We start from the raw sequence: 12,157 nt of genomic DNA, 5'->3' as shown, positions 1-12,157 counted from the left end.
GTGTCGGGGTGGGGGTGGAGGACGGCCCGGAGGCACCGGCCGGCTCGGTGCCCCAGACCAGGCTTCCGTTGCGGTAGGCGGTGACCGTGCTGGACGCGGTGTAACCGGTGTCGGCCCCGTTGAACGAGTAGTCGTCCGCCTGGTTCACGTTCTGCCAGTCGCTGCGGTAGAGCCGCAACTGCAGGTCACCGGTGCTGGCGCCGGGGGCCAGCGAGCCGGCCCCGCTGCCGAAACTGATCTGCAGGTAGTGGTCGGCCGTGGCGCTCGGGGTGGTCAGCGCGACGACGGTTCCGGTGACATTGGCGCAGCTGACCACGGCCCAGGCGCAGGCGAAGGTGTAGGACGGCGCGCCGTCGGCGGTGAAGTAGTAACGCAGCGTCACCTGGCTCAGTGGGACCGCGCTGGTCGAGTTGTTGACGACCTGGAACCAGGGCTCGGCCTCGTCGGCGCTGGCCCCGGTGGTGGTCTTGTACTGCACCGTCAGCGCGGGGGAGTCGGCGTGGGCCGGACGCACGCTCGGGTACAGCGCGGTGAGCCCGCAGACCAGGGCGGCGGCGCCGGCCAGCAGCGCCCTGCGGGTCCGGCGGCGCAGGGGGGTGAGCGGTGCGGGGTGGGGGTGGACGTGCTCCATCGGTGCTCCTCGGTGAATGGGAGGTGCGAACACGGCGCGCCGTACGGGGCCCGCGCGCCAGGAAGAGCGGGTCCCGTACGGCCCCGGTGCAGCCGGTCGGCCCCGTCAGACTGACCACTGGTCATTAACTGCTTGCCGGATGACGTACAAGGTGAGGCCTTGTCCTATGGCTGTCAAGGGCTCAAATGCCCTTCTGATCCCGGAAATGCTGGCTTCTGCAGGTCGGAGCGGGCATTTTCTTCACGAGGTATTGACATGACCAATGGTCAACTGGGAGCGTCTGCGGTCACCAGCCCACCGGCCGAACCGACCGACCTTCTCCGAGGAGTCCCCGTGCACAAGAGAGCCCTGTCCGTGCTTGCCTGCAGCGCTGTGATGGCCCTGTCCGTGACCGCCTGCGGCAGCGGCGGCAGTGGTGGCAGCGGGTCGGCCGCATCGGCCGGTACTTCCGGCGCGGCCTCCGCCGCCGGGAAGACGATCACCGTCTGGATGATGGACGGCGATCTGAGCACCAAGGCCACGGACGCCATCAACGCCGCCTTCGAGCAGGCCACCGGCGCCAAGGTGAAGGTGCAGATCCAGGAGTGGGACAGCATCAACACCAAGATCAGCACCGCGCTGGCGCAGGACAACCCGCCCGATGTGCTGGAGATCGGCAACACCGACGTCCCGCTGTTCGCGGCCAACGGCGGCCTCAGCGACATCACCGCCGACCGGGCCGACCTGTCGGCGGGTCAGACCTGGCTGTCCGGACTGGCCGACCCCGCCACCGTGGACGGCAAGCTCTACGCCGTGCCGCTGTTCGCCGGCAACCGCGCGGTGATCTACAACAAGACCGTCTGGTCCAAGGCCGGGGTGACCGCACCGCCCACCACTCTGGCGGAGTTCACCGCCGACCTGGACAAGGTCAAGGCGGCCGACCACGCCGCCGACTTCTCGCCGTTCTACTTCCCCGGCCAGTACTGGTACGGGGCGCTGCAGTTCGTCTGGGACGCGGGCGGCCAGCTGGCCACCCAGAGCGGCGGCAAGTGGACCGGGGCGCTGGAGTCGCCGGCCGCCCAGCAGGGGCTGCAGGCCTGGAAGGCCTTTGAGAACGCCTACTCCAGCCCGGCGTCGCGCAACGTCGACACCACCGCACCGGACCAGCGGGCACTGTTCGCCGGCGGCAAGGCCGCCACCATCCTGGACACCAGCCTCAACACCGTGCTCAAGGACAAGCCTTCGCTCAAGGGGGAGTTGGGCACCTTCCCGTTCCCGAGCGCGACCGCGGGCAGGACCCAGCCGGTGTTCCTGGGCGGCTCGGACCTGGCCATCGCCACCAAGAGCCCCAACCAGGCGCTGGCCCTGGCCTACCTCAAGGCCGCCGCCAGCCAGACCGTGCAGACCGGCGCGATCGTCGGCATCGACGCCTGGACCCCCGTGTCCACCCAGCTGATCGACTCCACCAAGAGCTCACTGCCGCCCACCTCCGCCGCCTTCTTCGAGGCCGCCAAGACCAGCGTCGGCACCCCGGCCACCCCGGGCTGGGCCACCATCGAGAGCGACAAGTCGATCAATACCTTCTTCGCCGACATCGCCACCGGGCGCAAGACCACCGCCCAGGCGGCCAAGGACTTCGACGCCCACCTCGACCAGGCCCTCAACGCGGCCCAGTAGCCGATGCCGCTCTCCGAGAAGCCCCGTCAGACGTCCGCCGCAGGGCCCGCCGAGGGCCGCGCCGCCGCGGATGCCGCCGCCACCGCCGAGGCCCCGGGCGTCCTGTCCGGGGTCCGCCCCACCGGCCCGGTCCGCACCGACGCGGACCGCCCCGGACCGGGCCGTCCACGAACCGGCCGGAACCGCCCGGCCGTCCTGCGCCGGCTGCGCCGCAACGCGCTGCCGCTGACCCTGCTCGCCCCCGCCGCCGCCGTGCTCGCCCTGGTGCTGGGCTATCCGCTGGTGCGCGTGGTGGTCATCTCCTTCCAGGACTACGGGCTGCGCGCGCTGTTCACCGGGAGGATCAGCTGGGCCGGCTGGGCCAACTACCGCGCCGTGCTGGAGGACGCCCAACTGGTCCCGGTACTGCTGCGCACCGCCGGGTTCTGTGCCGCGCTGGTGGCCGGAACCCTTCTGATCGGGCTCGCGGTCGCGATGATGATGGGCCGGCTGGGGCGGCGGATGCGCACCGCCGTGACGTTCGTCCTGATCGCCGCCTGGGCCGTGCCCAATGTCGCGTCCAGCCTGGTCTGGCAGTGGCTGTTCCAGCCCGTCTACGGGGTCGTCAACTGGCTGCTGACCCGCACCCACCTGTTCGGCGACCTCACCCAGCGCGACTGGTCCGGCTCCACCCTCAGCGCCTTCCTGCTGGTCTGGCTGCTGGTGGTGTGGCAGTCGGTGCCCTTCGTGGCACTCACCCTGCACGCCGGGCTCTCGCAGATCCCGCGCCCCTACTACGAGGCCGCCGCGCTGGACGGGGCCGGGCCCTGGACGGTGTTCCGGGTGATCACCCTGCCGTTCCTGCGGCCGATCCTCGGGCTGGTCACCATCCTCTCGGTGATCTGGGACTTCAACGTCTTCACCCAGCTCTGGATCCTCACCAGGGGCGGTCCCAACCAGACCACCACCACCCTGCCGATCTGGTCCTTCACCAAGGCGTTCAGCAGCAACTCCTTCGGCCAGGGCGCCGCCATCGCGGTGGTGTCGGTACTGCTGCTGCTCGCCGCCACCGCCCTCTACGTGCGCCGACTGGTGCGGTCAGGAGAAGACCTGTGAGCGTCCCCTTCCCGGCGCGGGCCCGCCGGATCGGACTCAACGCCGCAGCCGTGCTGTTCTGCGCCGTCTGGATCTTCCCGGTCTACTGGATGGTCAACACCGCCTTCAAGCCCTACGGCGACATCCTCAAGCCCACCCCGGGCTTCCTGCCCTTCCCCTTCAGCCTGGCCAACTTCAGCGACGCCGTGCACAAGTCGGGTTTCCTCACCGACCTGGCCAACAGCGCCGTGGTGACCTGTTCCGTGGTGCTGCTCGCCATCGTGGTGGCGTTCCTCGCGGCCACCGCGCTGACCCGGTTCCACTTCTTCGGCCGCCGCAGCTTCCTGGTCGGGGTGCTGATCGTGCAGATGGTCCCGCAGCCCGCGCTGCTGATCCCGATCTTCCTCAGCCTGAAGAGCGCCCACATGCTCAACAGCCTGTTCGGCCTCACCCTCACCTATCTGGCGCTGGTGCTGCCGTTCACGGTCTGGGTGCTGCGCGGCTTCCTGCAGGGCATCCCGGTCGAGCTGGAGGAGGCCGCGATGGTCGACGGAGCGAGCCGGGTGCGGATCATCCGCACCATCCTGCTGCCGCTGGTGCTCCCCGGTGTGATCGCCACCAGCGTCTTCGCGTTCATCACCGCGTGGAACGATTACGTGTTCGCCTATGTGCTGATGAAGGACCAGAGCCACTACACCCTGCCGGTGTGGCTGGTCTCCTTCAGCACCAGCGCCGGAACCGACTACGGCGGGCTGATCGCGGCCTCGACCCTGTTCGCACTGCCGGTGGTGGTGTTCTTCATGCTCATCCAGCGCCGGCTGGTGGCCGGCATGACCGCAGGGGCGGTGAAGGACTGACCGACCGCGACCCGTTCCCACCCGCTCCGATCCGTCCGCCGTACTTCCGGCGTCATGAAGGGCCACCGTGATCATCCCGCGCCCCAGCGAGCTCACCCCCCGTCCGGGCACCCTCCCCGTCGGCCCCGACCTCCACCTCTCGGCTGGTCCCGGCGCCGAGTCGGCTGCCGCGCTGCTGGCCGAGTATCTGGGGCTGCCCGCCGATGCGGCCGGGCCGGCCGGGCCCGGACCCGGGCTGCGGCTGGAGCTCACCCCGGAGGACTCCGCCCTCGGCCCGCAGGGCTACCGGCTGGACATCCGTCCCGACCGGGCCCGGCTCAGTGCGACCGCCGAGGCCGGTCTGCTCTCCGGGGTCCAGACGCTCCGTCAACTGCTGCCCCCCGAAGCGCTGGACCCGCGCACCCCCGCCGCCGGCGGCAGCCACCTGCCCTGCCTCACCCTCCAGGACATCCCGCGACTGCCCTGGCGCGGCTTCACCCTCGACGTGGTCCGGCACTTCTTCCCGCTGTCCTTCCTGCTGGAACTGGTCGACGAGCTGGCCCTGCTGAAGTTCAACGTGCTGCAGCTGCACCTCACCGACGACCAGGGCTGGCGCTTCGAGGTGGACGGGCTGCCCGGGCTGATCGACGTCGGATCCCGGCGGGCCGAGACCCAGGTCGGCCCGCTGGGATCGGGGCTGACCGACGGGACCCCGCACAGCGGCCACTACACCCGGGCCGAGCTGCGCCGACTGGTGGCCTTCGCCGCCCGGCGCGGGATCACCGTGGTCCCCGAGGTCGAGATGCCCGGACACGCCCGGGCCGCGCTGGCCGCCTACCCCGAGTACGGCAACCACCCGGAGCGCCCGCAGCCGGTGTGGACCGAGTGGGGCATCAGCGAGGACATCATGGCGGTGGACGACAAGACCCTGGCCTTCTGCCGCCAGGTGCTGGACACCGTGGTGGAGGTCTTCCCGTCCCGGCACGTGCACATCGGCGGCGAGGAGTGCCCGACCACCCAGTGGGAGCAGAGCGAGGCGGCCCGGGCGCGCGCCCGCGAGCTGGGCCTGGACCACCCCGCCCAGCTGCACGGCTGGTTCCTGGGCCGGATGCACGACCACCTGGCCGGGCACGGCCGCCGCACCGTCTGCTGGGACGAGACCGGTCACGCCTCCGGCGAACCCCCGGCCGGCATGGTGCTGGGCGCCTGGCGCGACCCGGTGCACGGGGTGCTCGCGGTCGGCCGCGGCCACCAGGTGGTGATGGGGCCGCACCGATCCACCTACCTGGACTACCCGCAGCGCGACCACCCCGACGAGCCGCCGGGGCAGCCCGGGGAGATCGTCACCGTCGACGACATCCTCCGCTTCGACCCGCTGGCCGCCGACCTGCTGCCGGGCGGGCTGCCGATCGCCGACCCGGCCCGGGACGACTCTCCGGGCGTGCTCGGAATGCAGGGGTTCCTGTGGACCGAGTACGTGGCCACCCCGGCCCAGGCGCGCTATCTGCTCTACCCCCGGCTGTGCGCGCTGGCCGAGACGGCCTGGCGGTCCGGACCGCACGACCGGGACTCGCTGCTGGAGCGGGCCGCGGTGCACCGGAGCAGGGTCGCCGCGCTGCTCTCCGCGGGCGGTACGCAGTCACCCCGGATGATTGGGACGATAGAGGCGTGACCAGTACCGACAGCAGCACCGACAACGGCACGGCGAACGGCGCCGGGAGCGGCACGGGCAACGGTGCCGCCCAGCCGGCCCGCCGGCTGCCCACCGCCAAACGCGACCGGGTCCGCCGCCATCTGCTCGACGTCATCGAGCGCTCGGGCCCCGGCACCAGCCTGGCCCCCGAACGCGACCTGGCCACCCAGCTCGGCGTGTCCCGACCCACCGTCAGGGCCGCGGTCGAGGAGCTGACCCGCAGCGGGCTGCTGGTCCGCCAACAGGGCAGAGGCACCTTCACCAGTCCGCACAAGGTCACCCAGGAGATGTCCGGCACCACCACCAACGCACTGGCGGTGCCCCCCGCCGAGGGCGACTGGACCAGCAGGGTGATCCGCTTCACCGTCGCCCCGGCCGGACCGCCGCGTGCGGCCCGGCTCGGCATCGGGCCGGACGAGCCGGTGCTGCGGATCACCCGTGTCCGCGACGTCGACGACGAGCCGATGTCCATCGAGCAGTTGGAGCTGCCGGCCGCCATCGTCCCCGGGCTCTCCCCGGAGGACCTGGAGAGCGGCAACTTCTACCAGCTGCTGCGGGAGCGCTTCCAGGTCGTGGTCTCCGACGCGGTGCAGACCCTGGAGCCCGCGGTCACCAACCCGGAGCAGGCCGAACTGCTGGACGTCCCGGTCTACGCGCCGATCCTGCAGGTCGAGCGGACCACCCGGGACACCACCGGTCGGATCGTCGAGTTCGCCCACGCCGTCTACCGCGGCGACCGCTACCGGATCACCTCCAAGCTGCGTTTTGACGCCTCGTCGGGATGAGGCGGGCTGACGCGGGGGCGCCGTCGGCGATGCGGTAGACAGGTGCCATGGCTGATCTGGAGACACCGCGGCTGCTGCTGCACCCGCTGACGCCCGATGAGGCGGCGCGGCTGGTGGCGGGGGAGCGGGCGGCGGGGGAGGTGTGGGCGGCGGACTATCCGGCCGAGATGGACGTCCGCGGCGCCGTGTCGTATCTGCGGCGCTGCGCCGGCTCCGGGGACCCGGCCCCCTTCGGCGGCTACGAGATCCGCCGCCGCGCCGACGGCGCGGCCATCGGCGGTCTGGGGTTCAACCGGCTCCCCGAGCCGGACGGCAGCGTGGTGATCGGCTACGGCCTGGTCCCGTCGGCGCAGGGCCACGGCTATGCCTCCGAGGCCCTGCGCGGACTGCTCGCGCTCGCCCGCTCGTTGGGCGTCACCGTGGTGAAGGGCGACGCCGACCACGGCAACACGGCGTCCCAGCAGGTGATGCGGGCGGTCGGGATGCGGCTGGTCCGGGAGGACGAGACAGTGAAGTACTTCGAGACGGACTGGGCGTAGCCGATCGGGTCAGGCCTTCTCGTGCGGCACGGCGTATCCGGCCAGCGCCTGGGCGATGGCGGCCTCCGAGGCGGCCTTGTCGACGCCCAGACCGTTGAGTGGGCCGCTGCCGTCCTCCAGTTCCAGCAGGGCCAGCAGGATGTGTTCGGTGCCGATGTAGTTGTGGCCGAGGCGCAGGGCCTGACGGAAAGTCAGTTCCAGCGCCTTCTTCCCCTGCGCGTCGTAGGGGATCAGCTCGGGCACCGAGGCGGCGCGCGGCGGCAGGGTCGCGGTGGCAGCCTCGCGGACCGCGTCGAGGGTGATGCCCTGGGCGACGATCGCCTTGGCCGCGAGCGCTTCCGGTTCGCACAGCAGCCCCAGCACCAGGTGCGCGGTGCCGATGGTGTCGTTGCCGGCCGTGCGGGCCTCCTCCTGCGAGGAGATCACCACGTTCCTGGCCCGCACGGTGAAGCGGCTGAACCCCTGGCTCATGTCCAGGTCCAGCGTCTCCGACGCCTTGGGCACGAAGCGCTTCTGCGCCGCCTGCCGGGTGACGCCCATGCTGCGGCCGATGTCCGTCCAGGACGCGCCGGAACGCCGGGCCTGGTCCACGAAGTGGCCGATCAGATGGTCGGCGATCTCTCCGAGGTGGTCGGCGGCGATCACCGCGTCGGAGAGCTGGTCGAGCACGTCGGGATGGACCTTCCTGATCGCCTCGATCAGGTCGTCCAGCCGGACGGGGTTGGTCATTGGCTTTGGTTCCACGGGATCCGTCATGTGACAACCGTAGGTTGACAGTGCTCGGACTGTCAACCCACGGTTGTCAGTGGGTGCCGCAGGGAGCGGCGGAGTGCGATGGGGTCAGCGCAGCTGCCAGAGCGGGACCGTGTAGATGCCCCGGCCGTGGGTGGCCGCGTAGAGCTTGCCGTCGGGGCCGGTGAGGAGCTGGGTCACCGCCACGGCGGGCAGGTCGCCGACCTTCTTCCAGCCGGTCCGGCCGGGGGCCCGGTACACGACGCCGAGGTCGGTGCCCAGCGCGATGCCGCCGCCCGGGGTCAGGGCGATCGAGTCGGCGGGGATGTCCGGCAGGTTGGCGGAGATGTCCTTCCAGGTCAGGCCGCCGTCATGGGATTCGTAGAGGTGTCCGACGCCGGCGCCGGGCCCCTCGTTCCAGGACCGGGAGAAGCCGTTGACGGCCAGGTAGACGTGGTTGGCGTCGGCCGGGTCGATCTTGAGGTCGGAGAGGTAGCGGTTGGGCACGCTGCCGGTGGCCGGCAGGGTGATCTGCTGCCAGCCGGTGCCGTCGGCGTTGCCGACCGCGATCCCGCGGGTGAAGCCCTGGCTGTTGCAGGGGCCGCACCAGGCCGCGTAGACCTTTCCGCCCGAGGCGGCGACCGCGGTGGCGACATGTCCGTCACCCAGGTCGAAGGCGCTGGTCCAGGCGCTGGAGTTGCGGATGGCGTAGCCCTGGGTCTGCACCCAGACGTGCTGGCCGCCGGCGACCCAGGTGGTGGGCGTCTTCAGGTCGGTGGTGAAGGGCGCGATGAAGCGGGCCAGGGACTTCGCGTTGTCCGGCGGCGGGACGTCGTAGGTGGTCGGTGCGCCGAGGCCGTTGTTGACGGCGCAGTTCTGGGTGACGTTGATCTCCAGGTAGACGTACTCCTGGGCGATGTTGCAGCCGTTGGCGGGGTCGGTCAGGGTCATGCCGCCGTCGCCGCCGAAGTTGGAGCCCATCACCGTGTCGTTGCCGCGGAGGATGGACTGCCCGTTGTCCTGCAGGCCGCCGGTGACCGAGACCCCGCCGTAGGTCAGGTCCTTGCCCACGCCCACGGAGTAGTACTGCAGGGTGTCGATGGTGCCGTCGTTCAGCGAGGTCCAGTCGGTCGCGTGGCCGGAGGCGTCGGCCGAGCCGTCCACCGGCCGCCGGTACATGCCGCCGTCGTTGCCGACGTAGAGCACGCTCTTGCCGTGGTACCTGCCGATCGCCACCCCGTGCTGGTCGGCGTGGGTGGTCTGGGAGCAGTCGCCGGTCTGCTTGGTCGGGTCGATGCTCCAGCAGGGGAAATTGAAGTTCCAGTAGGGGCCCGGCGTGGTCCAGGTGGTCCCGCCGTCCTTGGTCTCGAAGACCTCCTCCAGGCCGGCGTAGACGTGGTTCGGATCGCCCGGGTCGACCTGCAGGAACTGGTCGTACCAGCCCTGGTCGCCGGGGGAGCCGAGGGCGGAGCCGGAGGCGGCGAGCTGGGCGGAGTCCGCGATCCGGGTCCAGGGGCCGAACGGGGAGCCGGACTTGGAGACGAAGATGCCGGCCAGGGCGTTGCTGCCGGCGGCCAGTCCGGCCGGGGACTGGTCGATGGCGTAGTAGCGCGAGCCGTCCGCGGAGGCGGCGAAGGTGACGCTGCCGATGTCGGCGGCGTCGGCGGGCAGGTCGCCGAGCGAGGTGAGTTTCTGCCAGCTGCCGCCGACGCGGGTGTAGAAGCCGTTGTAGGTGTCGCCGGAGCGCCAGCCCGCCGCGACCACGACCCGGCCCTTGTTGCCGGGGTCGAAGGCGATGTCGCTGACGATGTTCTTGTAGGCCGAGCTCGGGTCGTTCGCCAGTGAACCGCCGGGCAGATAAGCGGGGTTGGGGGCGAACTCCAGCTTCCAGGGGCCGTTCAGGTGGACGGTCGAGTGCGACCACAGGCCCTCGCTGGTCGCGGCCCACACGGTGGTCCCGCTGAAGCGCAGTTCATGGATGCTGGTGCTTTGGAGCTCGGTCCCGCCGACCCGGTCGCGGGCGGTGAAGGCGCCGTGCTCGGGGTGGCTGAGCAGGTAGACGCCGCTGCCCAGGTAGGCGTCCGCGTTGGTGGTGGCCTCACCGGTGCCCAGCCACAGCCGGTCCCTGGAGTCCAGCGCCAGCGCGCCGGTGGACTGGGCCGACAGCCCGTCGCTGATGGAGGTCCACTTGCCGCCGCCGGTGCTGGAGCGCCACACCCCGCCGCCGGCCGCGCCGGCGTAGACATGGCCTTCGTCGTCCGCGGCCACCGCGGCCATCCTGCCCGTCACCAGGCCCGAGCCGCCGCTCGAATTGGAGTTGTAGTCGCGGTAGCGCGTGTCGTCCGAGTTGTAGGGCAGGTTGGTGACGTTCCGCCAGCTGCCGCCGGTGCGGGGCAGTCCCTGCAGGGCGGTCCAGGCCGCCCCGTAGGCACCGGGCGCCACCACGCCGGGGGAGGTGCGGGCCTCGGACCACTGAGCCGCGCCCTCGGCTATCTCGTCCGCCTCCTCGCTGCCGTCGGCGGCGGGGGCGGCAGCGGCAGAGGCCGCGGTAGAGGCTGCGTGGCTGCGTTCGGCGGTCCGCTGTTGGGCCAGTGCCTTGGCCGCGCCCGGGGCGAAGATCCCCGCCCCGCTTCCGCCGCCGGTCGCGGCTTGCGCCGGTATCGCGGCCATCAGTCCCGCCATGGCCAGGGCTCCGATCGCGACGCCCTTGTGCCTGAGTATTCCTGTGGTCAACAGGTCCTCCCCGAGTGGATGGTGTCACCGGCTATTTCTGCTGTGCTTGTGTGCCAAGCGACTTGACCACACTGGAGGTGGTGGCAGTAATGGCTGTGCGCCGGCTTTGCCAAATCGTTGTCCGGGACCTGCTCAAATCGGACGTCACCCTGATGGTCGTCCGGTGCGGCGGGGCGATCACGGCCGGGCGAAGCTGGGCGTATGACGTCCGGTCAGGTGCTCGCGGGGGTCGGGCTCATCGCGCAGCTGCCGCCCGGCCTGGACCGAGCTGCACGGGGGCCGGCGATGAGTTTCCCCGAAGGCAGCAGTCTCCTTCTGCGGGTGTACAAGACCGCAGGTATCCGAAGACCTGAAGACAGGGAGCAACCGATGACCGGCAGAGAGCCCGTCGAGACGACCAACCTCGACCGCTACGACAACCCGGCGCTGGCGTGGGCCAGGGCCGACCAGGCGCTCGGAGCCGAAATGCCGAGGCCGGCCGTGCCGTCCTTCCTCGGGACGGTGCGCCCGGACGGACGTCCCAGCGCCGCAGGCGTGGGGGCGGTGTGGCGGGACGGCGAGCTGTACTTCACCAGCAGCCCCAAGGCGCGCAAGGCACGCAATCTGGCGGCGAACCCGGCGTGCACCTTCTCGGTGCGGCTGCAGGGCATCGACGTCGTGATCGAGGGCGAGGCCGCACGGGTGACCGACGCGGCGACGCTCAAGAGCATCGCGGCCGTCTACCACGGGGCGGGCTGGCCCGCGGAGGTGGAGGGCGACGCCTTCACCGCGCCGTTCAACGCCCCCAGCGCCGGGCCGCCGCCGTGGCACCTGTACCGGATGCGGGTCAGCACGGTCTTCGGCGTCGCCACCGCCGAGCCGTACGGCGCCACGCGCTGGCGGTTCGAGGACTGGGTTCGAGGACTAGGTTCGGGTTCGACCGGCGGAGCCCGGGACGCGGGGACCCGCTGGGCGTGACCGGCGGCGGTGGCGCAGCAGGCGCAGGGCGAGCAGCACGAGGGAAGCGGCGTAGAGGGCTGCGGTGATCAGTAGCCAGCGCCCCAGGTAGGGGTGTTCGTTCAGGGTGGTGTCGCCCGTGTAGGGCTTGGAGAGGTTCAGGATCAGGGGGAACCAGACGAGCAGGAGCAGGCCGGACAGGGCGGTGGGGACCCGGAGGTGGTTGATGACCGGCACGGTGCGTGTCCGGCCGCCCTGCTCGGACAGCAGCGCTTGGGCGCCGAGGTCGGCGCCCGCGTACACGGGCAGCAGTACCAGGTCGTGCAGCAGGGCGGCGCCGATGAACCACAGGGCGACCGCCAGGGTGCGTCCGGTCAGGAGTTCCACGGCGGCATAGCCGGCCAGGGCGAAGCAGCAGGCCATGGCGAGCAGGTGCAACGGGTGGGCGCCGTACCACCGCAGAAGACGGCTCGTCAGCTGTCGGACCCGTTGTACGGGATGAAGGCGCGGTCGGCGCCGCAGCAGGGCGGGGAGGTTCACGC

The 12,157-nt window shown here is 71.3% G+C and carries 11 protein-coding genes; 7 read left to right on the top strand and 4 right to left on the bottom strand.

From position 1 onward, the window contains the following. On the bottom strand, nucleotides 1-631 hold a 631-nt coding region (locus TR46_RS07270; RefSeq protein ID WP_304941265.1), incomplete at its 3' end, for a cellulose binding domain-containing protein. Between the two features lie 333 nt (nucleotides 632-964). On the opposite strand from TR46_RS07270, the gene TR46_RS07265 reads away from it, so the two are divergent. The 6 genes from TR46_RS07265 to TR46_RS07240 all read left to right on the top strand — a co-directional run bounded on the left by TR46_RS07265 (nucleotide 965) and on the right by TR46_RS07240 (nucleotide 7,214). Further along, nucleotides 965-2,287 (top strand): extracellular solute-binding protein, encoded by a 1,323-nt coding sequence (locus TR46_RS07265; RefSeq protein ID WP_201776376.1) that lies wholly within the window; start codon nucleotides 965-967, stop codon nucleotides 2,285-2,287. Between the two features lie 3 nt (nucleotides 2,288-2,290). Beyond that, nucleotides 2,291-3,382 carry a carbohydrate ABC transporter permease gene (locus tag TR46_RS07260; RefSeq protein ID WP_084718043.1) on the top strand — a complete coding sequence of 364 codons (1,092 nt, stop codon included), beginning with the start codon at nucleotides 2,291-2,293 and terminating at the stop codon, nucleotides 3,380-3,382. Then, the gene (locus TR46_RS07255) at nucleotides 3,379-4,218 is read left to right on the top strand and encodes a carbohydrate ABC transporter permease (RefSeq protein ID WP_042395434.1); all 840 of its coding nucleotides are present in this window, start codon (nucleotides 3,379-3,381) and stop codon (nucleotides 4,216-4,218) included. Before TR46_RS07260 ends, TR46_RS07255 begins: the two co-directional genes overlap by 4 nt. A 67-nt stretch (nucleotides 4,219-4,285) precedes the next feature. After that, nucleotides 4,286-5,869: a beta-N-acetylhexosaminidase gene (locus tag TR46_RS07250; RefSeq protein WP_042395431.1), complete on the top strand. Its 1,584-nt coding sequence runs from the start codon at nucleotides 4,286-4,288 to the stop codon at nucleotides 5,867-5,869. After that, nucleotides 5,866-6,675: a GntR family transcriptional regulator gene (locus tag TR46_RS07245; RefSeq protein ID WP_201776375.1), complete on the top strand. Its 810-nt coding sequence runs from the start codon at nucleotides 5,866-5,868 to the stop codon at nucleotides 6,673-6,675. Before TR46_RS07250 ends, TR46_RS07245 begins: the two co-directional genes overlap by 4 nt. Nucleotides 6,676-6,722: 47 nt before the next feature. Then, nucleotides 6,723-7,214 (top strand): GNAT family N-acetyltransferase, encoded by a 492-nt coding sequence (locus TR46_RS07240; RefSeq protein WP_042395427.1) that lies wholly within the window; start codon nucleotides 6,723-6,725, stop codon nucleotides 7,212-7,214. Nucleotides 7,215-7,223: 9 nt separating this feature from the next. Here the strand turns inward: TR46_RS07240 and TR46_RS07235 are convergent, their stop codons facing one another. Together TR46_RS07235 and TR46_RS07230 are read right to left on the bottom strand one after the other, a co-directional pair. Then, nucleotides 7,224-7,970, bottom strand: a complete 747-nt coding sequence (locus TR46_RS07235; protein WP_042395425.1) for a Clp protease N-terminal domain-containing protein — start codon at nucleotides 7,968-7,970, stop codon at nucleotides 7,224-7,226. Between the two features lie 84 nt (nucleotides 7,971-8,054). Further along, entirely contained in the window at nucleotides 8,055-10,628 is a 2,574-nt protein-coding gene (locus TR46_RS07230) for a hypothetical protein (protein WP_042395423.1), read from the bottom strand. 420 nt (nucleotides 10,629-11,048) lie between these two features. On the opposite strand from TR46_RS07230, the gene TR46_RS07225 reads away from it, so the two are divergent. Continuing rightward, the gene (locus tag TR46_RS07225; protein ID WP_063770539.1) at nucleotides 11,049-11,636 is read left to right on the top strand and encodes a pyridoxamine 5'-phosphate oxidase family protein; all 588 of its coding nucleotides are present in this window, start codon (nucleotides 11,049-11,051) and stop codon (nucleotides 11,634-11,636) included. Here TR46_RS07225 and TR46_RS07220 read toward each other — a convergent pair. Next, nucleotides 11,583-12,053 carry a hypothetical protein gene (locus TR46_RS07220; RefSeq protein ID WP_236655237.1) on the bottom strand — a complete coding sequence of 157 codons (471 nt, stop codon included), beginning with the start codon at nucleotides 12,051-12,053 and terminating at the stop codon, nucleotides 11,583-11,585. The two genes, TR46_RS07225 and TR46_RS07220, sit on opposite strands and share 54 nt — an antisense overlap. Between the last annotated feature and the right edge of the window lie 104 nt (nucleotides 12,054-12,157).

This window comes from Streptacidiphilus carbonis, assembly GCF_000787775.1.
Classification (GTDB): Bacteria; Actinomycetota; Actinomycetes; order Streptomycetales; family Streptomycetaceae; genus Streptacidiphilus; species Streptacidiphilus carbonis.
The sequence above is the reverse complement of the archived record's forward strand: the minus strand, read 5'-3'. Positions and strand labels throughout refer to the sequence as shown.